This window comes from Streptomyces sp. PSU-S4-23, from assembly GCF_055632315.1.
The window spans coordinates 7263375-7286400 of the sequence record NZ_JBVMUU010000002.1 but is presented as its reverse complement, the minus strand read 5'-3'; the positions used below and the strand labels follow the sequence as shown (position 1 = coordinate 7286400).

The window sequence follows — 23026 nt, the reverse complement described above, 5'->3', positions numbered from 1 at the left end:
CCGGTGCCCCGGCAGACGCGGCAGCGCCGCAGTCGTCCGGTCCAGGTCTTACGTGCTCCGTCGCCCTTGCAGTGGGGGCACCTCACGCGAGGCATGGGCATGGTTGGTGTCCTCTCTGCTCAGGTGTGGGAGAAGCCGCTGATGAACCAGGTGACGAGTTCGTGGACGGTGAAGAACACGGGTGTCTGGCCGAGGTAGAGGCCGAAGAGTCCGACGCAGACTGCTTCCCAGGCGCGTACGTCGCGGGAGCGGATGAGGAGGACGGTGATGATCCCGAAGATCACCGCGAACGTGAACGCCGTACCTTCGCTGATCACTTGGTCTCTCCTTCCAGCGCGGCGAGCGCGCGGCCGACGAGGGGCAGTTCCGGGGTCGTGCCGGAGTACTTGCGGGCCGTTGCCATGGCCTCTTCGGTGGGGGTGAGGTGGGAGCGGGCGCGGCTCCAGCCGCCGTCCGGTCCGGTGCAGACGGCCACGCCGCGTTCCGCCGCTGTGATCGACTGGGCGACGGCCACGGCGTCCTTGTTGAGGTCGCCGAGGGTCATCTCTGCCGTGCCGGGGTCGTTGACCCGGTGGCAGATGCGGCCGCCGAGTTGGGCGCGCAGGGCGGTGACGCCGGGGCCGAGGTCGGAGCCGACGCGTTGGCCGGCGACGATCAGGTGCAGGCCGAGCGCGGCGCCGAGCTGCCCTATGCGCAGCAGCAGCGTGGAGCACTGTTCGGCCTCGGCCTTGCTGTCGCGGGTGCCGTCTGACAGGTACAGCTCCGCGATCTCGTCGACGATCACGACGACCGGCACCGGGCGGAGTTTGTCGGGGAGCTCCCAGATCGAGCGGACTCCCGCCGACCGGCACGCGCTCATCCGGTCCTGTATGTCGACCACGAGTGCGGAGAGCACGGCGACCGCTTCCCTGCGGCAGGTCGCCAGCGCGCTCAACCGGTCGGCGAACAGGCCCAGTTCCATGCCGCCCTTGCAGTCGATGCCGATCAGGGCGACGGGTTGTTGGGCGAGCTGGGTGATCAGCCGGGCCAGCAGCGTCGACTTGCCCGACCGGGTGGCCCCGGTGATGAGCCAGTGCGGGACCAGGCGCAGGTTCATCACCCACGCCCCGCCGGTCTCCAGCGCGCCGATCAGAGCCGAGAGCAGCTCGGCGGGTGCGGTGGCTAACCCAGGCCGCTGAAGCGGATCACTGGCCATCGCGGTCAGCAGGACCAGGCCGCGTTCCGGCGAGGTCACCCGCACCGCATGCACCTTCCACGCATGCACCAGCGCATCGGCCGCCTGCATGTACGTCGCCGGGGTCTGGCCCGCGTGCAACCGCACGATCACGGTCAGCCCCATGGGGGTGGCGCGCGGGAACGAGATCCGCGGAGCCGCCGGCCGCACCGGATCACCCTTGACCATCAGGTGCCCGACCAGGGTGCGGGCCGGGAGCCGGGACACCGCCAGGTCGTTGAGCACGGCGACCCGGCGCCAGGTGAACAGCACCCGGCACGCGGTGACCGGGTAGCCGACGACGTACCAGTGCCAGGCCGGACGATGCCGCCGCACCAGGTCACCGACGACGAGCATCCACGCGAGCACGGCCAGCGCGAACGCGATGAGGTACGGCTCCATCACGCGTCACCGCCCTTGCGCTGCGCGGGGCCCGTCTGCACGGGCGTGATGGCGTCGGCGCGGAAGCTGACGCCGTGCCGGTCGCCCATCGACCACATGAACGCCGTCAGCCCGGTCACCCGGACGATCTGCCCTTCCTCGATGCCCTGCGGCTGGCCGCTCACGGCGATCTCGATCACGGAGATACGCCGCCTGTCCTGCCGCACGGTGACCGCCACCGTCCAGACCGGATTGCCCTCCCGGTCCCTCTTCACCTCCTGTGTCTCGGAGTTGCTGATCTTCGCTTCGGGCGCGATGGCGCACCGCAGTACGCCCAGCCGCGCCGTGTCCACGGGAATGGACTGCATGTTCCTTGGCCTCCTTGGCCACTCAGGACGCCGAACATATTCCGACGTCACTTGTCCTAACGAGTGACGACTATGGAGCTCTGTACGGCGAGAGTGCAACTACTTATGCTGACGAGTGATGTCGCGTGTGCGACGTGCCTACGACCCCGACCCGTCGGAGATGCAGAGATGTCGGAGATCCAGCGCCCCGGAGCCCTCTACCAGCAGGTGGCCGCCGCCATCCGCGAAGCGATCCTGTCGGGCGAGTTCGCCCCCGACACGCTGCTGCCGTCCGAGGCCCAGCTCATGAACCGCTACCAGGTGTCCCGCCCCACCGTCCGCAACGCCATCGCGGCACTGCGCGCGGAAGGACTGATCGACGTCCGGCACGGCAAGGGCAGCTTCGTACGCTCCGACGGCCAGCCCGCGCTCACGATCGAGCGCCGCATCAGCCGCACCGCCGACGGCAAGTTCGTCATGCCCAACGGTGACGTCTGGCAGGAGGCCGAGGAACCGAGCACCTACCGCACCCACACCACCAAGACCACCGGCCGACTCCTCCAACTCGGCGAGGAGGAAGCGCTGTTCGGGTGCGATCGGCTGCTGATCGACCCGAGCACGGGCACCCGCGCGATGCACCGCACGCTGATCCCCTTCGCCGTCGCCGAGGCCGTTCCCGCACTCGCCGAGGAGCCGGGCATGCGTCCGGCAGCGTTCTACCGTCTCCTCACCGACGACGGCCACAAGCTGACCTGGTCCGAGACCGTACGCGCCCGCATGCCGCTGCCCGACGAGCGCGCCACGCTCCAACTCCCGGACGCGACCCCGATCCTTCACCTTGCCCGCGTCACCCACGACACCGACGACCGGCCCCTGATCCTCGAAGAACTCCGCGTCGGTGCCGACCGCGCCGAACTCGCCTACCGGATCACCGCCGACAAACAGCCCGCACGACGCGCCCGCGCCTGACCGGCAGGCGGCATCGGTCGAAACAGTCTTCACTTCCTCAAGGGCGCGCCTGCGGCGCGCCGGGGCGCCCGGCCGCCCCGGCCGGGCGTGCGGCGTGGCCGCCGGTCCCGTCCGGTCGCCGGACGCCCCGCGCTGGAGCACGCCCGAGGAGTCCAGGCGACGACCGGCCGTCGAGGGCCAGGGCGTGGTGGGCTGGTGGTCGACGGCCTCCGAGACTTTAGGCAGCCACCATGGGGCGAGCCTCGAAGAACAGGGGGCCAATCGGGCACAACCGCGGGCAGGTGCACCACCTGCCCGATTCGCCGGGCGAGCGTAAGGCCCCCTGTTCACTCGCCCCATGGCAGCTCCAGCCCAAAGTCTCTGCGGTCGGCGACGTGCCCACGCGCGGCGCTCACCAGCGAAAAGACCACTCACAGCGCACCACCGTGGCCCTCTGCGTGCCCCTCCAGAAGCCGAGCCAGCCGGTCGACGTCGTCCGGCCAGGCCGCCAGCCGCACGACTCCGCGCCCGTCCTCGTTCGTCGAGGCGACGGCCCGCACGGCGGACAGCTCGAAGCCCGCGCCCAGGAGCGCCCGGTTCAGACGGTCCGCAGCCTCCCTGGCCTCACGCCACCCCGTGATGTAGTCGACACCGGACACCCAGAGACCGGAGCCCGCGCCCGGCACGTCAACACTGTCGCTCAGCCAGCTCTCATCCGAGCCAGTCACCTTGCCCACCTCTGCCCTGATCTAGGTAACGGATCGTCAACTTCCTTGGACCAGGGCCGAAATGCAGCACGACGGCCCCGGTACCATCAGGCACCGGGAACCGCCGTGTTCCCAGCCGGGCCACCCTTCGCTTTCCAGGGCTGATGGGGTGGCCCGGTCTCGGTATGGGGTTGTGAAGCGCGGCCCCTCACCCGGAGGTGAACGGGGAGCCCCGGAGAGGGGCCGCGCCTCTTGGCCGAAGAGGTCAGGCTCCAGCCGTAACCGGGCCGCCGCTCACTCCTGATCGCGTAGGAGTGCAACCGTGTACGGCGGCCCGGGGCATGTCAGGCCGAGGAGTCGGCCCGCATCTCGTCGAGGTCGAAGCGGCACCAGACCGTCTTGCCGCCCCGCTCCTCCGGCGTCCACCAGACCGCCGAGGCCAGCCGCTGAACGATCAGCAGCCCACGGCCGCTGTCCGGCAGGACCGCTTCCACCAGCTCCCCCGCGAGACCGGGCGAGAACGCCTCACCCAGGGGGAGAAGAGGAGGCGACGAGTCCTCGTCCGCAACGCCGATGAACGCCCACTTCGGCCAGACCTTGAACGTCAGGTCGATGCGCCGAGCGCCGCCCGGCCGGGACAGCCCCGGCTCCGGCACCGCGTGGTTCACCACGTTCCCGACCAGTTCCGAGACGGCCAGCCGGGCGTCAGCCACGATCTGAGCCGCGCCCACATCCGCCAGGAACACCGCCGCCATGTCACGCGCCACACGCGCCGTGTTCGGCGACTCCGCGTACAGCGTGAACGTCAGGAAGCGCCCAGACTTCGACGGATCCGGCGCCGCGAACCAGTGGGCGAACGCTTCCAGCTCACTCGCCACGTGTTCAGCTCTACTTGCCTTCATCACGTCCCTCTCCGGGCCCCGTACGGCCCGTTCATGGCACCGCTTGCATCACGCAAGCCAGTACACGGGGATGTGCGCCTGACCGGGAGCGTTCACCAGGGGGTTCACGTGAACACCGGCAAAGGCAAAGGGGGTTCACCAATGAACCCCCCAGAGCGATCCTGCTGTGACACGATGAACACTCGCCGTCATTCTCGGGCTGGCAGGGGAGCATGAGCCGAGAGCCGAACGCGCAACTGATCGCCGTTATGGCCGAAGCGCAGGTCACGAACAAGGGCCTGGCCAAGCGCATGCAGGACGCCGCCGCTCAGCGCGGCATCAGCCTCGGAACCACGCACGTATCCGTGCAGCGATGGCGTGACGGCGCAGGCATCAAGCCGGAGACGGCAGCGATGATGGCCGACGTTCTCTCGGCCAAACTCGGGCGCCGCGTCACCCCGGGCGATCTCGGATTCTTCGACCACACCAGGACGAGCGCGAGCGCCCCGGAACCGACCGGCTACCCGACCACGGTCCCCGAGGCCCTGTCCGTGCTTGACGGACTTGCCCAGGAGCGCGCCGACTCCGCCACTTCAGACCGACTGATCATCGCGGACGCCGACCTCAGCTCCGCCGTGCTGTCGTGGATGATCTCCCGCCCCGACGGAATCGAGGTGGACCGGCCCGCACAGCAACGTGTCGGCATGCGCGACGTGCGCGCGATCAGGGATGCCGCCGCCACGTTCATGCAGCTGGACTTCAAGTACGGCGGTGGCCACGGCCACCGGGCGTTACGCCACTACTTCCGCTACGAGGTACTGCCCTTACTGAGCGCGAGCTACAGCGAGAAGGTGGGCAACGCGCTGTTCGGCGCCGCCGCCGAGATCTCGCAGTTACTCGCGTGGACCGCGTACGACGTCGGCAACCACCGCCTTGCCCACCGCTATCTCACGTCAACGCTGCGCCTGTCCCAGGTCGTCGACGACCGCATGTTCGGCGCGCGCATCCTCGGCAACCTCAGCCACCAGGCCAACTACCTGGGAAACCACGCTCAGGCCATCCAGCTGGCCCGTGCCGCAGTCGAGGGCGCCAAGGGCCGGGCCACCCCGCGCGCCATGGCGAGCTGCTCGGCCATGGAGGCCCGCGCCCTGTCCAACGCGGGCGATCGCATCGCGGCCGGCCGGGCCATGAACGAGGCGGAACGCCACTTCGAGCACGCCGACACAGCCGAAGACCCGGCATGGCTTAGCTACTTCGACGAAGCCGAGCTCATGGGCGAACTCTGCCACTGCTTCCGCGATCTCAAGATGCGCCGGGAAGCGGTTGAGCAGGCCCAGCGCGCCGTGGACAGCACCGACCCGAAGTACGCCCGCACCCTCGGTTTCTGCCGCATGGTCCTGGCCCAGAGCCAGCTGCTGAACGGCGAGCTGGAGGCCGCCGTCACCACCGCCAGCCTGGCAGTCGAAGGCGGCGAGTCCCTTCAGTCCTCCCGCTTCCAGCGCTACGTCACCGACTTCCAGCGGGAGGTCAGCGCACATGCAGCGAACCCAGCAGTCGTGGCGTTCAACGAGAAGGTGACAGACGCACTCGCCCGCCTGGACGACGACGAGTAGCCGCTACCACGGCCGCCAATTCCGCGGGGCATTGTCATGCCGCAGCCCCTCGATACGCCGCCGGTACTCCTCCGCCGTCGCCGCATCCTCCCGGATGTTCTGCATCAGCCACGTCGTCATGCCGAACTCTTGCAGCCCCCGCAGGGTGTCGTACCCAGGCCAGTCGTACAGGTCCCGCCCATAGGCCCGTACGAAGTCGCCGTACTGCTCATCCGTCTGCCACCTGAGGCTGTGATGCTCGACAGCAGTGACCATGAGATCCCACTCAGGGTGATCGAAGCAGAAGTACTCGAAGTCGATCAGGATCACTTGCCCCTGGTGGTTCACCATGAGGTTCTGCACATGGGCATCCCCATGGACCGGCCCCTTGGGCGACTCGAACCGCAACTCAGCGAACTTGTCCCGGAGCTCCCGCTCCCGCTTCCGCAGGAAGGCTTTGTCGTCCGCCGGGATCTGCGCCCGCTCCAGCCGCAGCGCCGACTTGTCGAACGGCTGTTGCGCCGGAAGGTCGAGGCCGGCCGGAACGGTCATGGAGTGCAGATCCCGCAGGATGCCGCCCAACTCCCCGTAGGTTGCCTTGCGGTCACTCAAGAGGATGAGATGCCAGAAGGTCACCGGATGACCGTCGACCAGGAGCGGTTGCTCCAGGTCCTCAACGGCCCGAGTCGCGGGGAACCCCTCACTGGTCAGCCAGCGTGAGACAGCAACTTCCTTGTGAGCCTTGGGAAGCCACTCCTCCCCCCGCGCCACGCGCACGACCACCGGCACCGACGCCAGCCGAAACAGCGCATTTTCCCCGAGCCGGATCAACTCCGCGCCTCTGTCATCGAGCCCCGCAGCCCGGCACGCGGCAGCCAACACCCGCCAAGCCCTGGCCGACGTGAACCCCTCTTCCGATCGAGCAGCGTCAACCGCCATGCCCGTACCAGCTCCCCTAGTCGCGCGCGATCAACCAGCGCACGCCCACGGGTGACCAACCCGACGCACGCCAGACACGACAACGACCGTATCGACAAGGGAGAGCCGAGACGAGGGCGGCGGTAGGCAGCCGCAAAGTCAACGGCGCCTCCAGGCATGAACCGGGCCTTGCCGCCAGGCTGGGCCTCAGATAACCTGATCGGCTGCCTTACGGGCGGCTCAGTCCAGCGCAGGAAGTAACTGTCATGAAGCAAGCGCAGTGCGAAACACCCCTTGAGCCGGTGTATTCCTTCAATGAGCCCGGTACCCCTATCTGCCTTTATGGCGGCCCTATTAATGGCGCATGGTCAGGCAGCCGACAAGGTGTCATCGAACTGAAGTGTCAGCCTGGCCCGGAAGTTCGCTGGAAGATTCAGCACGAAAATGAAGACCTCTCAAAGATCGACCGAGACGTTGTTGATTTGCGGTTCGAGCGGGACGGTCACTCATGGCAGGTTGGAGCTAAGCAACGGGAATGGAAAGTAACCAACCGAGAAGCAGTATCCGAAGGTTGGGTGGATTCCACAGAATATAAGCAGCCCAATTCAACTCTCAATCGCGTTATCATTCACTGGATGAACCTTCCACGGATTGATGGGCCGATTGGCCTTGACTATTCAGGCACCACCGGGGGGTGGCGATCTTCGGGACGCTGGCGAGTCGACGTTGAGGGGTGGATCTTGACGCTGGACATCCGACGGGACTACGCCAAGGCGATAGAGGAATCGAAGCGGGAGCATCTGTTCCTGCTCACGCATGTCATGGAAATTCGTCGGGAGAATGGCGCTGATTTCAGCACCGCCCAGGTGAAGGATTTGATCGAGTGTCTACGCGTCAGTTTCTCATTCGCGTTCGGCCGCTGGGTTGCTCCGATTCTGCCCGTTGGCTTCAACGCGGGTGGGGAAACCGTGTGGGAGTGTTGGCACAGCCCCATCTGTGACCCGGTTAGGTCGATCGGCACCGCATGGCTGTACAGAGGGGATCATGGCGACCTCACCGAGTTGATCAAGCGGGCAGTTCCAGCATTCGCCGATCGTGATCGACCTGGAATGACGCGATATCAGATGGTGCTAGCCGTTCAATCCGTTGAGGCCGGGTTCGTAGAACAGAGAATCCTGGCCGCGGTACCTGCATTGGAATATCTGGCGTGGGAGAAACTCGTTCTCCAAAATAGGATGACCGCCAGGGACTATGATGACCGGTACGCCGAGGATCGTTTGCGTTATCTGCTGCAAGGGGCGAGGATCTCGACTGACATTGATTCGGCCACCCTGCCAGCGTTGGCTAGATATGCACGAGGAACGCTCGACGGACCCACTTCCATCACGCGTATCCGGAATCGCCTTATTCACCCGAAGACCCAGGAAGATCAGATTTATCGCCATGAAGGATTGGTGCAGGACGTTTGGCACCTAACCCTCCAATATGTGACACTTCTAATTCTGCACTCAATCGGATATCAGGGTTCTTATCAGAATCCGGTTCACCAAGGATGGGCAGGAAACTCCGCACCGGTCCCATGGGCTGGAAGGCCGATTTTCCTCCCTCCCCTTCCTCAAAGCAAGAGGGTCGCCAGGGGGCGTCGCACAGTGAAAAAATCGGCCGGGAGTAACGGTCGCAGGCGTCGATTGTGACGCACGGTTCCGGAGCGTCGAGACCGAGCAACGCCGCCTCTTCCTGAGCCGCACACGTCCCCCTCGGACGTGTCAGGTGGGCGGTGGGTGACGCCCCTCACTTCAGCGAGAAGTTCGCAGGGGAATTCCTCATTGAAGCCACACCAGAAGAACTCATGAACGCTCGATGATCTCGGCTCGATGAGTTCGTACGCAGACAGGAAGCAGCCCGCCCGTACCGGGGCGGTAGCTACCTACTCAGGCGCCAGCGTGGCGTTCAACCTCCGCTCTATGTCCTCCATGGGCGGAACATGTCAGGGCTTGGGTCAGTCTGTCGACTCGTTTTCATCTGTCTGCTGCTCTGCATCCGCCGCAGCAAGCCACTCGCTAAGACCAGTCAACAATGCCAATGCGGACACAAAAAGCGTTTTGACAGCTGCCGGTCCTCGAAGGTCACCGAACACCTTCGTGAGCATCTTCTGATACTCCTTGCTTTTCCGGTGCGCCGTAGCCTTGGATCTGACCTCTTGCAGGTTACGGAGAAACTGGACATCCCGCTCGACGTGCGGGTAGCCCGCCAGCTTCAGCCAACGTTCGAGCTTCGAAATACCTTTCTCGTTCTCGATCTTATCCGGCAACTGCGCCTGGAGTTGCTTCTCGTTGATCGCGTCAACAAAAAGCTGAGTCATGATCCGGATGCTTGACTCAAATTCCGCCTGGGAGTCGTTCAAGGGAAGACGCAGACGCTGCAAAAGTCCGGCATCCGCCTCCTCAGGCTTACGGAAGAATTCCCACCCATAGCGCTCACTCCATGCGCGCCCAAACGTCACGTAGTTGGCCCTCACAAGCAGGTCTTCTGCCGCTGGCTCAGTGAACTGAGCGAAGAAGGCCCGACGGATAAGGGTTTCGCTCGGGCGGCCATCTGCCGGAACGTTGAAGCTCCGCCAATAATCGCGTTCCTGGCGAGGCAGGTCACGACCCAGGTCACCAAGAAAAACCATCACGTGATCTTCGGCGCTGTTGTCAATCTGGACACCCCACAGAGAAGCGCAGCGAAGGTACCCGTCAGCCACCTCATAAAGCTCTGGCTTGTCGTAATACTTCTGCAAAACCTCACGACGGAAGAAAACCGGCGTCAAATAGTGCGGCGCGTCAGGGTTGGCTCCAAAATAGTTCGCCAATGCTTCCGGGTTGCATGTGTGGCGCACTTCGTCACCGTCATCATCGGTACCGATGATGAACTCCGGAAAATAAGTATCCTCTTCCTCGTACGGCCAAATACCACATTTTTCGACAGGCGGCGGCGATACTACTCGAGTGCCCAGGTAGCGCGTGAAATCACGTCCCATGATGCCGTCGCCCGAGTACAGGCCGGCGCGCAAGTCATCAGCTACCCAATCAGCATGCTCAGGCACAGCAGCTCCCTCTGCGCCGTACCTAACTGAGTCGATATAGAGAATGAGGTCAAGCTGCCGTGCAGCCTGGAACTGCCGCAGAAGTTTTGTTCGCACTTCCACCTTTTTACCTGTGACTTTGACTGCAACCGACGAGGTTCCGTCGTCATGCGGCTGCATGAACTGAGACGTCAAATCGTCCCAGTAAAGATTGTGATACAACCGAAAATGCTGGGTCAACTCAAGCGTTGACGGCACCACACCGTGGTACTCACGAAGAAGGACCAACGGCTCGATACCGTCGTCCATCCCACCCTGAAAGTAGGTAGCTACCCACTCGCCGTTCTCACGATACTTCGAGAAACCGGGGCCGAAATCACTCTTCTGAATGTCCCATCCAGGATCACTCAGGATGCGCCCTCGTTCCGAAGGTAACGCAAAGGCGCAATAGATGCCGCCGTTGGCGTCATCATCGTGCCAGCTGTCACAAACGATCGTCCACGCACCCCGCTCAAGGGAGGTAAACCGCTGCCTAACGTCCTCTTGCTGCAAGTCCATTCCGATATTATAAGGCAAACGCCCATCGTCGGCAATTCTTTTTCTCAGCGCACAGGGCGGTGTCGGTCAGGTCCTAGCTCTGCCCTTACCTACACTACGCACTTCTTGCGGCAGTCGGATAGCATTAGCGATAGCAGCTGCCATCTCGATCACTGTTCGTGCAGTATTAATCGTTTATCGGCGCGATGTTACATGCCGTAATCGCGATAAGGGATCGTTGTGCTCGCTGGCGCCGAAGCCATAATCCACATCGCGTGGATCGACCTCATAAGCAAACGACTCACCCGCGAATCAACTCCGAACTCGAGCGACCCTGTCGTCCCTCGGCGAGGCCGTCGCCATCAGCAAGGCGTGCCAGGTGTTCTTCGCCGTGGGCAGCAGCCTCCAGATGCAGCCGGCCGCAGGACTCGCCGGCGTCGCCGCCGACCACGGGGCACGGCTCGTCATCGTCAACGCCGAGCCGACGCCGTACGACGAACGGGCCGACGAGATCATCCGCGAACCGATCGGCACCGCGCTTCCCAGATTGCTGCGCACCCTGAGTGGCAGCGGCTACGCCTAAGATCCGTAGCAACCCGGGCCCGTCCAGTTTAGGACGGACCCGGGCTCATTCAGCGCCGACGGTTGCGATTCCGCGGGCGCCACGGCCACCAATTAGCCCCGGCCTCAAGGACGTCCACGATGTCCTTACGCTCAGCACGGAACAGGGCAACAGAGACCGCCCAGCCAATAACTAGTGCCAGTGCCAAGAAGAAGCAGGCGAGCAATCCCAGCACCAGCCACGCTGGTCCCGGATCTGCCAGGATGCGCCCGACGGCACCCCAAAATGCCATGACCATTCCTTCAGCTGCGGACCGGGCGCAGCCTAGGAATTCATGATCACGCTGCGAGTTGCATAGGCGGCAGGTTTCGGGTCCCGGTCGTCCCGGACCTCCGCACCGTACGGTCCACCGGTGGTGCGTTGCGCGTACCGGACCCTGTCAGGGCCGTACGGAGATAGACCCGCCCCTTGGAGCCAACGGCGTTAAGCCGATCACGGTGCAGGGCAAAGACGAGACAGCGGAGCCCAACGACAAGTAGTAGCGCAGCACGCAGATTCCTGCTACTGGCACGGTTGAGCCCTAGGGTTTCTCGGAACTGCCGGATCAGGTACTCAAGAGGGGAGATCCACGACGAGTACACCGCCTTGAACACAGACTGCACGATACGGTCGACTTCCGCCGCGTCGTGCAGAGGACGCATGAACCCCGTACGCGCCATTCGCGCCATCAACCGCAAGAAAAAGTGTGACTTCCCCAAGCCCGCGGTTCCAACGGCCTCGTCCGCTCCATCAGCCGCAGGCGTGGTGTTGTCAAAAGCTGCCTCAGCATGCGCAAGTTCATGCAGAACCGAAGCAGCTCGCACTGCCTCAAAGCCGCGAGTGACCGCACCGTTCGGCGATGCCTGCATGAAGTCAAGCTCTAGAGGCCCGACCGTGATCACCGAGATCACTGGCACGGAAGGCGAGGCTGAGCAAGTCAAGGGCTCCGCCATCGCTACGTACGCGCCGCCGAGGAGCCGCTGGTTAACCGGCGAGAGTGCAGTTCCATGCCCGAGATGAATGACACCAGCTGCTTCCGGGCACACCTCGGACCTACACCAAGGCCACAGCGCCGCAGAGTTGGTGTAGTAACTCACGGCGCCTCCTCTCAACTCAGCCTGTTCCCATACTACCGGGACGAGACTCCCCAATCGAACCCGCGCAGGATGGCCCAACACAGCCGTTCAGTCTGTGTTACATCTACCCATGCCTTGCGATTCCGGGATCCCCGACTACCGCGGGCCCAACGGTCTGTGGCGCCGGGATCCCGAGGCCGAGAAGCTCGTGACGTACCAGTACTACATGGACGATCCGGAGATCCGGCGGCGCTCATGGCAGATGCGGCGCGAGAACCGGGCGCTGACGGCCGAGCCGAACGCCGCGCACCGGGCCCTGGCCGAGCTGGAGCAGTCCGGGGTGGCCGTGCGCGTGATCACGCAGAACGTCGACGGGCTGCACCAGCTCGCCGGGATGCCCGCCCGCAAGGTGCTCGAACTGCACGGCACGGTCCGCAGCGTCGTCTGCACACGCTGTCATCGGCGCGGACCCATGGAGGACGCGCTCGCCCGTGTCGAGGCCGGCGAGGACGACCCGCCATGCCTGGAGTGCGGCGGGATCCTCAAGTCGGCCACGGTGATGTTCGGCGAACGGCTCGACCCCGTCGTCCTCGGCGAGGCCGTCGCCATCACCAAGGCGTGCACCGTGTTCATCGCCGTCGGCAGCAGCCTCCAGGTCCAGCCCGCCGCCGGGCTCGCGGGCGTGGCCGCCGACCACGGCGCGCGGCTGGTCATCGTCAACGCCGAACCGACACCGTACGACGACCTGGCCGACGAGGTGATCCGCGAACCCATCGGCACCGCCCTGCCCGGGCTGCTGCGCGGTCTCCGCGAGACCGGTTCCTGAACGGTCCCGCCTGCCGTCGTACTGGTCCAGGGGGCTTCGGTGGTGCGGGTCACCGAGCCGTCGTCGTGACCGCACGCCGTCGCCGGTCCGCGGGCTGCACGTCAGGCCGGGCCGGGTGCCGATCCTTCGCGGCGTTCCCAGCGCTTCTGGACCGCGCCCAGCCAGTCGCCGGTCGCCGTTCCCGGCGTGCTCAGCTCCGTTCCGCTGACCTGCCCCTTCCAGACGTCCGGGTTGAACACGCCCTCCTCCACTCCGGCCTCGGGCGCGACGAGGACCGGTAGCGTCGACGCCACCGCCATCCCAGCCTCCAGTTGCAGCCAGGGAGAAGTCCACCAACTCGACGACGGCGCCTCCTCTTCGGTGTCCGGCCGCCAGACGGACTCCCGTGCGTCGAGTTGCCTGAATCCGAGCAGCACCACGCCGTCGACATGCGACAGCAGGCGGGGCAGTGTGCGCCACGGATCTTCGCCATGGCTGTCCCGCCCTAGCCGGACGACCCGGAAGGACTGGCGCTCGAGCCAGGCCACCCATTGCCCCAGCTTCGTCTGCTGATCAGGAGTGAGGATGGACGGCGCACCGAGGAAGACGCGGGCGAAGCCGGTGTCACTCATCTTCATGCAGGTTCTTCGCTCACTACTTTTCCGTTCGAATCCAGCAGGGGGACTATGTGTGCGGGAATGTCGTAGGCCCCCGAGAACTGCGCACCGACGAGCTCCGCCCCGTCGAAGTTGGCGCCGGCTAACCGAGTCTCCCGGAAATCAGCGCCGGTCAGGACCGCATCGGCCAGGACCGTGTTCACAAGCGTTGCGCGGTAGAAGACCGCGCCGGGTGCCGTGACTCCCCTCAAAGAGGCACCTGTCAGATCGGCTTCGAAGAGGTCGGCGTTCGCGAGATCGACGACCTTCCTGTCGCCCTCCCTGACGCCGAGGTAGGCGCGCACCAAGTTGCACCCCTGCAGGTCCGCCTGCGAGAGCGAGGGTGCGTATCGCAGGCCGTCGGCGAGGACTTTCTGGATCCGGCCCGTTTCGGATTCCCGCAGCAGTCCGGCAATCACCGCGACAGCCTCATTCGCGTAGGGCGTCCGGCCCGCGCCCTGTTCTGAATTGTTGTCGAAGAACCGGCGCATCAGGATCGCCGCCGCCATCTGTTGCGTCGCGTTGTCCGACGCCAGGGACTCCACCACGTCTTTGAATGCCGCCCCGACCGCTGCAGACCTGTCCCGCTTCCGCTGGAAGTTCAGCACCCCGAGAACACTGACCCCGACCGTGGCGAAGGTTCCGACGATTCCAGTCCAGACCTGCACGTCACTTGCCGCCATACCACCCCTACTGTCAAGGTCGCGTTCTGCGGTACGCCCCGGGCGAGCCGGGTCGCGTCCGCACGCGCGTGACCATACAAGGTGCTCGGCGGCGGCCTCCCGGCGCTACGGGGAGCGGGTGACGCGGATCTTGGACTGGCCGTGGGGCAGTTCCTCCCAGTCCTCCATGAAGCGGGCCGCAAGGCCGTGGTTCCGGGCCAGGGCGAGGAGTGTTTCGGTGCGGTAGTAGAAGTCCTCCCGCAGCACGTGGTGTTCCTCGCCCTCGGTGCGGTCGAAGGTGAAGTCGAACCAGCCGCCCGGTGCGAGCACCCGGCCGACGTTGGCCAGGCACTCCTCGATGACTGGCAGCGGCGAGTGCGAGAAGACGCTGTGCGCATGCACCACGTCGAAGTGGGCGTCCGGCAGGAAGCGCAGCGTCAGGTCCCGTACGGGAGTCAGGGTGGGGAGCCGTTTCTGCAGCCCCATCTCCACGATCGTGTCGTGCGCGGCGAAGAGGATGTCGGGCGAGATGTCGATGCCGTAGTAGTGCCCCGGCTCCAGGTGGCGGATGAACCGCCAGCCGCCGCGCAGATTGCCGCAGCCGATCTCCAGCATGCGGTGCCGCGGGAGCAGACCGTGGCCGAGCAGGTAGTCGAACTGCATCGCCCCCAGTGCCAGCCACCGCTCACGGCTGCGGCTGCCGACGGCGGCGTCCGGGTCGGCGCGGGTGTCGGACCGCATCACGGCGCGGTAGTAGGAGATGTGGTCCGGCGAGCGGTGACGCAGCCACATGTCCCGGGCGGCGCGGGCCGCGTGGCGCGGCACCCGCTCCGGGTGGCGCAGGGCGTAGGCGATGCGGTGCCCGAGGGCGGCGCGGTTGGCGCTGACGTTCTTGGCCGGCACGCGGTTCTTCCTTCCCGGCTGGCACGGACGCGGCGGCCGACCGCCGCACCCCACGGTCCTGATGCGGGCCCCGGTGCATGGGCGGCAGATCCTGCTCGGCGGGCCGCGGTCCCGAGGCGGTTCGGACGATCCCCCATCGGCCGATCGGCTGATGCGGGCCGACGTGTGCAGCGTGGAACACGGGAGGGCGACGCGCAAGTCGTCCCCTGCGCGGAGGAGGCGGTGAGACGGACACGAGAAGGCCGTGCGCCGATCCGGACCGGCGCGGAACCCGCGCCCCCTCTCGCGTCAGCCCGCACGCCGTCCGCCGTCCGGCCCGGCTGGGCTTCGTTTCGGCCGTCCGGGTGGTTCGGCTCGCCCTCACGGCGCTCAGCAGAGGGCCGTGCCGCTCTCGAAGTCCAGCAGGCGCTTCTTGCGGTCCAGGCCGCCGCCGTAGCCCGTCAGGCCGCCGTTCGCGCCCACCACGCGGTGGCAGGGCACGATGATGCCGATCGGGTTCTTGCCGTTGGCGAGGCCGACCGCGCGCGAGGCGCCCGGATTGCCCAGGGCGTCGGCGAGTTCGCCGTACGAGCGGGTCTCGCCGTAGGGGATCAGGCGCAACTGTTCCCAGACGCTGCGCTGGAAGGGCGTGCCCTGCAGGCGCAGTTCCAGGGTGAACTCCTTCAACTCACCTGCGAAATAGGCCGCCAGCTGCTCGGCCGCCTCGTCGAAGGGCGTGTCGTCGCGCTCGCCGAAGGTCTCCTCGGGCGGGCGGTGACGCTGGGCCACCATGTAGAGACCGGACAGGACGCCGTCCGTGGCGACCAGGGTCAGGGGGCCGTACGGGCTGTCGATCACGGTGTGCTGCTTCATGGAACGTCCTCACACGGGAAGGAAGTTGATCGGGTGACCGTCCGCCGCCCACAGGTACTGGACCGCGTACGCCCGCCACGGCCGCCAGGCCGCCGCGCGCGCCGTGAGCGCGGCCGGGGTGGACGGCAGTCCCAGTTCCTGTGCGGCACGCCGGATGCCGAGGTCGGTCGGCAGGAACGCGTCGGGATCGCCGAGCGCGCGCATGGCGATCACATCGACCGTCCAGGGGCCGAAGCCGGGCAGGGACAGCAGCCGGGCGCGGGCGTCCTCCCAGTCGCTCTCGATGCCCAGGTGAAGTGATCCGTCGGCGAGCCGGCTGACGAGTGTGGCGAACGTGGTGCGGCGGGTGCGCGGCATCGCCAGCGTCGCCGGGTCGAGCACCGCGAGTGCCTCGGGCGCGGGGAACAGGTGGGTGAGGCCGCCTTCGGGGTCGTGGACCGGTTCGCCGTGGGCGGTGACAAGGCGGCCTGCGTGGGTGCGGGCGGCGGCCGTGGAGACCTGCTGGCCCAGAACGGCCCGTACGGCGAACTCGGCCTCGTCGACGGTGCGCGGCACCCGGCGCCCGGGGGCCTTGTCGACCAGGGGCGCGAGCACCGGATCCGTGCGCAGTTGGTCGTCGACCGCGACCGGATCCGCGTCCAGGTCGAGCATGCGGCGGCAGCGGCTGATGGCGACGGGCAGGTCGCGCAGGTCGCTGAGGGTGAGACGGCAGGCGATGTGGTCGGCCTGCGGGGTCAGCGCCACGATTCCGTGGCCGAACGGCAGCCGCAGCGTGCGCCGGTACGCGCCGTCCCGCCACTCCTCCACGCCGGGTACGGCGGTCGCGGCGAGGTGGCCGAAGAGGTTGTCGGGGTTGAGCGGGGCGCGGAACGGCAGCCGCAGGCTCAGGACCCCCGGGGCGATCGCCGTCGTCCGCGGCAGGCGGTCGCGCAGTTCGCTCGGGGAGAGCGCGAAGACCTCACGGACGGTCTCGTTGAAGGTGCGGATCGAGGAGAACCCGGCCGCGAACGCGATCTCGGCCATCGGCAGCGCGGTCGTCTCGATGAGCAGCCGGGCGGTCTGGGCGCGCTGGGCCCGGGCGAGTGCGAGGGGTCCGGCGCCGAGTTCGGTGAACAGCTGGCGCTCGATCTGGCGGGTGCTGTATCCGAGACGGGCGGCGAGACCCGGCACGCCCTCGCGGTCGACGACGCCGTCGGCGATGAGCCGCATGGCGCGGGCGACGAGGTCGGCGCGCTGGTTCCACTCGGGGGAGCCGGGACTGGTGTCGGGGCGGCAGCGCTTGCAGGCCCGGAACCCGGCCTGCTGGCAGGCGGCCGCGCTCGGGTGGAACGTCATGTTCTCCGGCTTCGGCGGCACGGCCGGGCAGCTGGGCCGGCAGTAGATCCGCGTGGTCAGGACCGCCGTGAAGAACCAGCCGTCGAAGCGCGCGTCCTTGGACCGGACGGCTCTCAGGCAACGCTCCCTGTCGTGGTGCATCCCGTTCCGCATGGCTCCAGCATCGGGCATGGGAGGGGGCCGGGCTGGCGGGAATGCGACATGTACGTGGCCGGACCAGCCGTTACCGGGATCACCGCCGGGCCTCCCGGCGCCGCCGCTCAGGGGCAGGAGTACCGGATGGTTCCCTCCGCCTCGATCGGGGCGCTCGCGCGGCCGGTACCGCGCGGGCGCAGGACCTGGAGGCGGGCGGTGCCCCGGAAGCGGCCGGGGCCCCGGACCGTCCAGCGGAGGTGCACGGTGGCCGTCCGGTCGCCGCGGCCGGCCGTGTAGGTGAGCTCACCGGTGTCGTGGCCGTCGCTGCGCAGCCAGCGGTAGGTCACCGGGCCGGCGCGGCCGTCGGTGGTCATGACGCCGATGACGTCGGCGGTCTGGCCGCAGTGCAGCTGCCGGGTGGGCGCCTGTACGACGGCGGCCGTGACGGCCGGTCCTGCGGTCGGGCGCAGCAGCGACAGCCAGAGGACGACGGCGATGGCCGTAAGGATCACGGTCACCCCGAACCATGCGCGTCGGCGTCGTCGTCGGCGGCGGCTGCCGGTTGCCTGGGTGGCCTCCTGCCACGTGGCGTGGAGGGTCTCCTGCTCGTCGACGGGGACACCGGGTCCGAAGCGCAGCAGGATCTCCCCGTCGCCGTCGCCGTCCCGGCCTCTGTCCCCGTCTGAGGCCGGAGCGCGCATCGCGTCGGACGTGCGGTTTCGCCTGCCCAGGACGGTCGCCTGCTCGTCCGGGGCGCCAGGACCCGGGCCGCGGTCGCGCCGCCCCGGGCCGGTGACTTGCTCGCCCGGACCGGTGACCCGCCCGTCCACTGAGGTGCCCTGCCCGCCGGCGACCGGGACCCGTCGGTCCTCTGCCCTGCCCTGCCCGCCGGCGACCGGGACCCGCCCGTCTGCGACGGTGACCTGCTCGTCCGGGGCTGCAGAGCCTCCCGGATCACCGGTCCGGCCCAGGACCGCGGCCTCGGGCTTCGGGGCCGGGGACGGCCCCGAGGATGGGGACGGGACGGAAGCCGAGGACGAGGGCGTTGCCGGGGCTCCGGACGGGGACGGCGCCGGCGCCGGAAGGGAGGCCCGCGAGGCGGGTGCGGTGCTCGTCGCCGGCCGCGTGTCCTCCACCGGTGGCGGGGCGATGTCCGGGAAGGCGGTGGCTGCCGCCGCGCGCAGCGCGGTGCGCCGCAGGAAGCCCGCGGGGAGCGCCTCGCGCCCGGCGACGAGCACCGCCCGCGCGGCGGCCAGGCCCTCGGACCCGGCGGTGCCGGAGCAGCGGGCGAACAGGTCCGCCGCCGGTGTGCCGGCCACCGCCCAGGCGTCGCCGAGCGTCCGGGCGAGCGCGGCCCACGCCGCGATGTCGTCGTGCCGGGCGGATGCCGCGCGCGCGTCGCCCAGCGTGCCGGCCAGCGCCGGCTCGGCGAGCAGGGCGGTGCCGTCCGGGGCGAGTACCACGGTGTCCGCGGCGAGTGATCCATGCGCCAGTCCGGCCGCGTGCAGGGCGAGCAGTGTCTGCGCGGTCTCGTTGAGGACGCTCGCCACGCTGCCCGCGTCCGGTCGCGGTCCGTCGGCGGACAGGATGTCGGCGAGCGTGGGAGCGGGCGGGCGGGCGGTGATCAGCCACACCTCCCCGGCCTCCGCGACGAGGTCGACCGTGCCCAGCACACCGGGCAGCCGGAGTTCGTCCACGGCGAGCACCGCGGCCGCCAGCCGCTCGCGTGCGCCCTCCGGCGTGAGCAGGGCGCGGTCGATCCGCAGTGCGCCGAGCGGCCGTGCGCCGGCCGGCTTCGGGCACAGGGCGTACCAGGTGCCCCAACGGGTGTCGCGTGACCAGACCGAAAGAGGTCGTCCGGCGACCGCGGCAGCTGTCGTCATGTCGGTCTGCTCTCCTTGGTGCGCGGTACCGGCGCCCCGATGACGTGGTCGCTCAGCACGGTGGCGCGTCCGCGGAGGCCGTCTGCGATCCGTTCGCGGCCTGCGGACTGCTCGTGAGGGCGACGTCCCATGTGCCCCCGCACGGGTGGTTGGAGAAGTCGGCCTCGAAGCTCGCGGTGTACTGCGTGCCGCCCGACAGCGTTTGTGTCCGGGAACCGTAGGGGTTGGCGGGCGTGCCGACGTAGAAGTCCGCCGTCAGCGTCAGGGGGCCGGTGCCGGTGGTGCGGACGGTGACGTCGGCGACCAGCGTGCCGGGGTTCTGCCCCCGGCGCCAGGAGTCGATGGTGATGGTCACCGTGCCCGGCGTCGGCGCGACCGGGGTCACGGCCGCCGCCGTCGGGGAGGGCGGTGCGCCGGTCGTGGAAGGCGTGGCCGGCGAGTCGCTCGGCGCGGGGCCCACCGGGGCCGTGCCGGAGGGGGATCCGCCGGCCGTCGGCGTGGCCGTGCCGGGCGAGGCGGACGACGAGGGTGAAGGCGAGGCCGAGGGGGAAGAGGTCACGCCGGAAGACGCCGACGGTGTTGAACCGGCCACCGTCGTCGTGGTGTCGTGCGCACCGGCCGTCGCGGAGGTCACCGCGCCGGCGACCACCGCCAGCGCGGCCGCCCCGGCAGCCGCCTTCCAGCCGCCACGCTTCAGCCGGCCCAGCAGGGTCAGCGCGCGGGTGGACTCGTGGACGGCCGCTGTGGTGGCGAAGGAGAACAACAGAGGTGCCAGGGCGGCGAGTTCGGCGAGCCGTCGGCGTCCGCGCTCCTCCCAGCCGACGCCGTAGCCCTCGGTGGCGGCCCGTTCGAGATCGGCCAGGAACGCCTCGATCCCGGGCCGGTCCGCCGGGTCCTTGGCCAGGCCCTCGCGCAGCAGGCCGCGTACCGGGGCGGGTACGTCGTCCAGCGCGACGGGGGCCCGCAGGTGCTGAAGTCGCAGCGCCGACGCGTCGTCACCGGTGAACGGCCGCCGGCCGGTCAGGCACTCGAAGAACACCGCCGCCGCGGCGTACACGTCGCCCGCCGGTCCCGCGGGCTCCCCCGCCACTGCTCGGGCGCCATGTAGGCGGGCGTGCCCGCGGCCTCCGTCTCGCGGCCGGCGCGTACGGCGATGCCGAAGTCGGCGAGGGCACTGGAACCGTCGGCGCGGACCAGCACGTTCTCCGGCTTGTAGTCGCGGTGCACCACTCCGGCCGCGTGGGCCGCGCCGAGCCCCAGCAAGGAGCCCTTCAGCAGGACCAGGGCGGCCTCCGGGCCGGTCGCGCCGCGCGTGCGCAGCAGTTCACGGAGGCTGACCCCGTTCACCGCCTCCATGACGATCGCCGCGCCCCGCCGCGCCTCCACGTATTCGTACAGCCGCACCACACACGGGTGCCGCAGGTCGCCGAGCAGCCGGGCCTCGGCCCGGAAGCGGGCGAGGAACTCCTGGTCACCGCGGAGACGGTCACTGAGGTACTTGACCGCGACCGGTACGCCCGTCGCCGTGTGCCGGGCCAGTACGACGCGGCCGCCCGCGCCCTCGCCGAGCGTACGCACGGCGAGGTACCCGGGGACGGCCCACTGTCCGTCACCCCGCGCACCGGCCTGCGCGCCGTCCTGTCCACCGGCGCGGTCCGCGCCTTCCGCCATGCCGCCACGGGTCATGCCGCGCCCTCCACGGCGGTGCCGGCCACCGCGGGCGACACCGGGCCGCCGTCGGCTCCGCGACGCCGTCGCACGAGGCGTACCAGCCACCGCACCGGCCCGGCCCACACCGGGAACGCCACCAGGCCGACCACGACCGCCACGATCACCGAGTCCCACGGCGGAGGCACCCGCCCGTGCAGCAGGTCCCCCAGCCGGGAACGCCACGCCAGCAGGGCCAGGACCAGGAAGCCGTACGTCCCGACGACGACCGCGAGTCCGTAGGCGGCCATGCCCGTCTGGCGCGGTCCCGGCCTGCGCCCCGCCCGCAGATCCTGCCAGAGACCCCTGCGGAAGTAGGCGCTCGCCTCCTCACGCAGCCGTGGCACACGCAGCGCGTCGGTCAGCGCCTGGTAACCGTCCAGCGGCATCAGGGGATTGAAGTTGTAGAGGGTGTTCAGGTACAGCCCGAAGGCCAGATGGAACAGGACGGCCGAGGCCGGGCCGGCCGGAAGGTACGCCGCCCCCGCGGCGCACCAGCCGGCCAGGGCCGCCGTCGCGACCGGACCCGACAGCGCCACCACGACACGCGACCAGCGGGTGCCGAACCACATGTCGCTCGTGTCCACGAACGCGAAGGGCATCCCCATCATGAGCATGAAGCCGCCGCGCCGGACCCTGCGGCCGTACGACTTCACGGCCAGGGCGTGGGTCAGCTCGTGCACCACCAGGGCCGAGACGTACCCCGCGGCCAGCGCCACCGGGCCCCAGGCCCCGGCTCCGGCGAAGTCCAGCAGGTGCTGCCTCCGCTGCGCCGTGAAGAACGCGACCACGCCGCCGACCACGGACAGCCAGACGAGTGTCACCCCGGTCCGGGTGAAGAACCTCCAGCCGAACGCGCCGTAGAGGCGGGTCACGACGCCGTCGAGGCCCCGTACGGACACCTCCAGCCTCAGCAGGGCCCGGTACAGCGCCCGCCCGGCCCGCCGCCAGCCCGTGGTCTTCTCCTGTCCGGGGCGGCCGGGCAGGCCGCGCAGCAGCCCCGCGTCCGCGAACGCCGCCAGCGCGGCCTCGATCCGCGGCAGCGCCAGCTCACCGAAGCGGTCCGCGTAGGCGAACAGCAGGTCCCGTACGGTGTTCTCGCCGTCCACGGCGTTCCAGAGGAACACCTCGCGCTCGTCCAGCCGCAGATAGACGCCGGTGCGGGTGTTGTTCAGCACCCAGTGGGGTTCCCCACGGTCCGTGGGCACCTGCTTGAGCGCCCACCCGGAGCGACGGCGGGGTCGCGCGGTGAGGGGGCCGGCGGCCTCCGGCGCCTCTTCCTGGAGCGCGACGGGCAGTTGGGTCAGCTGGGTACCGGCGACCACGGTGCGCGAGCCGATCCGGGCATCGCGGGGCTGCTCGAACACCAGGCGGACGTCGCCGACGGACAGGTGGGCGCCGTCGGCGAGACGCGCCGAACCGCCGTGCAGGTCCACACCGCCGACGGCCGTGCCGTTGAACGAGTCCAGGTCCTCGATCCGGAAGCCCCCCTCGGTGCGCACGATCCGGGCATGCCGGCGCGACACGCTGCCGTCGGCCAGGACGACGTCGTTGTCCGCGCCCCGGCCCAGCGTCGTCACCGGACCCGTCAGCGGTACGAGCAGGGTGGGGTCGTCCACGCCGCGCAGTTGCGGCGCGGCGAAGGACGTCGGCGCCGCGCCGCGGCGGAGCGTGCCGCAGTGCAGGCAGTACGGGAAGTCGCGCCGTACGTGAACGCGACACACATGGCACAGCATGCGGCTCAGCCTGCTCCGGCACCGCTGGTGAACGCGCCGCCGGAGAGGCCGCCTCCGGACGCTGCGCTGCCGGGGCCGGAGGGC

Annotated in this window: 20 protein-coding genes and 1 pseudogene; 5 read left to right on the top strand and 16 right to left on the bottom strand. The window is 68.6% G+C overall.

Features of this window, described 5'->3' with window-relative positions:
* Positions 1 to 119: 119 nt before the first annotated feature.
* The 3 genes from ACZ79I_RS33035 to ACZ79I_RS33025 are packed head-to-tail and all read right to left on the bottom strand — an operon-like array spanning position 120 to position 1962.
* The gene (locus ACZ79I_RS33035; RefSeq protein WP_471502357.1) at positions 120 to 317 is read right to left on the bottom strand and encodes a hypothetical protein; all 198 of its coding nucleotides are present in this window, start codon (positions 315 to 317) and stop codon (positions 120 to 122) included.
* A complete protein-coding gene (locus ACZ79I_RS33030; protein WP_471505352.1) occupies positions 314 to 1615 on the bottom strand; it encodes an FtsK/SpoIIIE domain-containing protein in 1302 nt (433 codons plus the stop codon). The genes ACZ79I_RS33035 and ACZ79I_RS33030 overlap by 4 nt, the downstream gene beginning before the upstream one ends.
* Positions 1615 to 1962 carry an SCO3933 family regulatory protein gene (locus ACZ79I_RS33025; RefSeq protein WP_471502355.1) on the bottom strand — a complete coding sequence of 116 codons (348 nt, stop codon included), beginning with the start codon at positions 1960 to 1962 and terminating at the stop codon, positions 1615 to 1617. Before ACZ79I_RS33025 ends, ACZ79I_RS33030 begins: the two co-directional genes overlap by 1 nt.
* A 168-nt stretch (positions 1963 to 2130) precedes the next feature.
* Here ACZ79I_RS33025 and ACZ79I_RS33020 point away from each other — a divergent pair, with 168 nt between their 5' ends.
* Positions 2131 to 2910 carry a GntR family transcriptional regulator gene (locus ACZ79I_RS33020; RefSeq protein ID WP_471502353.1) on the top strand — a complete coding sequence of 260 codons (780 nt, stop codon included), beginning with the start codon at positions 2131 to 2133 and terminating at the stop codon, positions 2908 to 2910.
* Between the two features lie 410 nt (positions 2911 to 3320).
* Here ACZ79I_RS33020 and ACZ79I_RS33015 read toward each other — a convergent pair whose 3' ends face one another.
* Together ACZ79I_RS33015 and ACZ79I_RS33010 are read right to left on the bottom strand one after the other, a co-directional pair.
* Positions 3321 to 3626, bottom strand: coding sequence for a hypothetical protein (locus tag ACZ79I_RS33015; RefSeq protein WP_471502351.1), 306 nt, complete (start codon positions 3624 to 3626; stop codon positions 3321 to 3323).
* A 314-nt stretch (positions 3627 to 3940) separates the two neighbouring features.
* Positions 3941 to 4498: an ATP-binding protein gene (locus ACZ79I_RS33010; RefSeq protein WP_471502349.1), complete on the bottom strand. Its 558-nt coding sequence runs from the start codon at positions 4496 to 4498 to the stop codon at positions 3941 to 3943.
* A gap of 212 nt (positions 4499 to 4710) precedes the next feature.
* Here ACZ79I_RS33010 and ACZ79I_RS33005 point away from each other — a divergent pair, with 212 nt between their 5' ends.
* Positions 4711 to 6090, top strand: coding sequence for a sporulation protein (locus tag ACZ79I_RS33005; protein WP_471502347.1), 1380 nt, complete (start codon positions 4711 to 4713; stop codon positions 6088 to 6090).
* Positions 6091 to 6093: 3 nt separating this feature from the next.
* Here the strand turns inward: ACZ79I_RS33005 and ACZ79I_RS33000 are convergent, their stop codons facing one another.
* Positions 6094 to 7008: an aminoglycoside phosphotransferase family protein gene (locus tag ACZ79I_RS33000; RefSeq protein ID WP_471502345.1), complete on the bottom strand. Its 915-nt coding sequence runs from the start codon at positions 7006 to 7008 to the stop codon at positions 6094 to 6096.
* Positions 7009 to 7253: 245 nt separating this feature from the next.
* On the opposite strand from ACZ79I_RS33000, the gene ACZ79I_RS32995 reads away from it, so the two are divergent.
* On the top strand, positions 7254 to 8681 hold the full coding sequence (locus ACZ79I_RS32995) for a hypothetical protein (RefSeq protein ID WP_471502343.1): 1428 nt from the start codon (positions 7254 to 7256) through the stop codon (positions 8679 to 8681).
* Positions 8682 to 8986: 305 nt separating this feature from the next.
* On the opposite strand, the gene ACZ79I_RS32990 is transcribed toward ACZ79I_RS32995, so the two are convergent.
* Positions 8987 to 10612, bottom strand: a complete 1626-nt coding sequence (locus ACZ79I_RS32990) for a hypothetical protein (protein WP_471502341.1) — start codon at positions 10610 to 10612, stop codon at positions 8987 to 8989.
* 322 nt (positions 10613 to 10934) lie between these two features.
* Here ACZ79I_RS32990 and ACZ79I_RS32985 point away from each other — a divergent pair.
* Both ACZ79I_RS32985 and ACZ79I_RS32980 read left to right on the top strand, forming a co-directional pair.
* Positions 10935 to 11174, top strand: a pseudogene (locus ACZ79I_RS32985) (NAD-dependent deacetylase); the annotation flags it as partial.
* Between the two features lie 1224 nt (positions 11175 to 12398).
* A complete protein-coding gene (locus ACZ79I_RS32980) occupies positions 12399 to 13094 on the top strand; it encodes an SIR2 family NAD-dependent protein deacylase (RefSeq protein ID WP_471502339.1) in 696 nt (231 codons plus the stop codon).
* 101 nt (positions 13095 to 13195) lie between these two features.
* On the opposite strand, the gene ACZ79I_RS32975 is transcribed toward ACZ79I_RS32980, so the two are convergent.
* The 9 genes from ACZ79I_RS32975 to ACZ79I_RS32935 form a co-directional block, all read right to left on the bottom strand.
* On the bottom strand, positions 13196 to 13705 hold the full coding sequence (locus tag ACZ79I_RS32975) for a hypothetical protein (protein ID WP_471502337.1): 510 nt from the start codon (positions 13703 to 13705) through the stop codon (positions 13196 to 13198).
* A gap of 2 nt (positions 13706 to 13707) precedes the next feature.
* On the bottom strand, positions 13708 to 14412 hold the full coding sequence (locus ACZ79I_RS32970; RefSeq protein WP_471502335.1) for a pentapeptide repeat-containing protein: 705 nt from the start codon (positions 14410 to 14412) through the stop codon (positions 13708 to 13710).
* Between the two features lie 105 nt (positions 14413 to 14517).
* Positions 14518 to 15294 carry a class I SAM-dependent methyltransferase gene (locus tag ACZ79I_RS32965; protein WP_471502333.1) on the bottom strand — a complete coding sequence of 259 codons (777 nt, stop codon included), beginning with the start codon at positions 15292 to 15294 and terminating at the stop codon, positions 14518 to 14520.
* A 369-nt stretch (positions 15295 to 15663) separates the two neighbouring features.
* Positions 15664 to 16146: a methylated-DNA--[protein]-cysteine S-methyltransferase gene (locus ACZ79I_RS32960; RefSeq protein WP_471502331.1), complete on the bottom strand. Its 483-nt coding sequence runs from the start codon at positions 16144 to 16146 to the stop codon at positions 15664 to 15666.
* A gap of 9 nt (positions 16147 to 16155) precedes the next feature.
* A complete protein-coding gene (locus tag ACZ79I_RS32955; protein WP_471502329.1) occupies positions 16156 to 17634 on the bottom strand; it encodes an AlkA N-terminal domain-containing protein in 1479 nt (492 codons plus the stop codon).
* Positions 17635 to 17741: 107 nt separating this feature from the next.
* On the bottom strand, positions 17742 to 19499 hold the full coding sequence (locus ACZ79I_RS32950; RefSeq protein ID WP_471502327.1) for a hypothetical protein: 1758 nt from the start codon (positions 19497 to 19499) through the stop codon (positions 17742 to 17744).
* Positions 19500 to 19551: 52 nt separating this feature from the next.
* A complete protein-coding gene (locus ACZ79I_RS32945; RefSeq protein WP_471502325.1) occupies positions 19552 to 20589 on the bottom strand; it encodes a serine/threonine-protein kinase in 1038 nt (345 codons plus the stop codon).
* Entirely contained in the window at positions 20520 to 21185 is a 666-nt protein-coding gene (locus ACZ79I_RS32940; protein WP_471502323.1) for a serine/threonine-protein kinase, read from the bottom strand. The genes ACZ79I_RS32945 and ACZ79I_RS32940 overlap by 70 nt, the downstream gene beginning before the upstream one ends.
* Positions 21182 to 22930, bottom strand: coding sequence for an FHA domain-containing protein (locus ACZ79I_RS32935; protein WP_471502321.1), 1749 nt, complete (start codon positions 22928 to 22930; stop codon positions 21182 to 21184). Before ACZ79I_RS32935 ends, ACZ79I_RS32940 begins: the two co-directional genes overlap by 4 nt.
* Positions 22931 to 23026 lie beyond the last annotated feature (96 nt).

Coding starts and splice junctions, on each gene's coding strand:
- ACZ79I_RS33000 (WP_471502345.1), bottom strand. CDS start 7,008: ATGGCGGTTGACGCTGCTCGATCGGAAGAGGGGTTCACGTCGGCCAGG.
- ACZ79I_RS32950 (WP_471502327.1), bottom strand. CDS start 19,499: ATGACGACAGCTGCCGCGGTCGCCGGACGACCTCTTTCGGTCTGGTCA.
- ACZ79I_RS32975 (WP_471502337.1), bottom strand. CDS start 13,705: ATGAGTGACACCGGCTTCGCCCGCGTCTTCCTCGGTGCGCCGTCCATC.
- ACZ79I_RS33005 (WP_471502347.1), top strand. CDS start 4,711: ATGAGCCGAGAGCCGAACGCGCAACTGATCGCCGTTATGGCCGAAGCG.
- ACZ79I_RS32995 (WP_471502343.1), top strand. CDS start 7,254: ATGAAGCAAGCGCAGTGCGAAACACCCCTTGAGCCGGTGTATTCCTTC.
- ACZ79I_RS33025 (WP_471502355.1), bottom strand. CDS start 1,962: ATGCAGTCCATTCCCGTGGACACGGCGCGGCTGGGCGTACTGCGGTGC.
- ACZ79I_RS33020 (WP_471502353.1), top strand. CDS start 2,131: ATGTCGGAGATCCAGCGCCCCGGAGCCCTCTACCAGCAGGTGGCCGCC.
- ACZ79I_RS33010 (WP_471502349.1), bottom strand. CDS start 4,498: ATGAAGGCAAGTAGAGCTGAACACGTGGCGAGTGAGCTGGAAGCGTTC.
- ACZ79I_RS33030 (WP_471505352.1), bottom strand. CDS start 1,615: ATGGAGCCGTACCTCATCGCGTTCGCGCTGGCCGTGCTCGCGTGGATG.
- ACZ79I_RS32990 (WP_471502341.1), bottom strand. CDS start 10,612: ATGGACTTGCAGCAAGAGGACGTTAGGCAGCGGTTTACCTCCCTTGAG.
- ACZ79I_RS32970 (WP_471502335.1), bottom strand. CDS start 14,412: ATGGCGGCAAGTGACGTGCAGGTCTGGACTGGAATCGTCGGAACCTTC.
- ACZ79I_RS32955 (WP_471502329.1), bottom strand. CDS start 17,634: ATGCGGAACGGGATGCACCACGACAGGGAGCGTTGCCTGAGAGCCGTC.
- ACZ79I_RS32940 (WP_471502323.1), bottom strand. CDS start 21,185: ATGACCCGTGGCGGCATGGCGGAAGGCGCGGACCGCGCCGGTGGACAG.
- ACZ79I_RS32960 (WP_471502331.1), bottom strand. CDS start 16,146: ATGAAGCAGCACACCGTGATCGACAGCCCGTACGGCCCCCTGACCCTG.
- ACZ79I_RS32980 (WP_471502339.1), top strand. CDS start 12,399: ATGCCTTGCGATTCCGGGATCCCCGACTACCGCGGGCCCAACGGTCTG.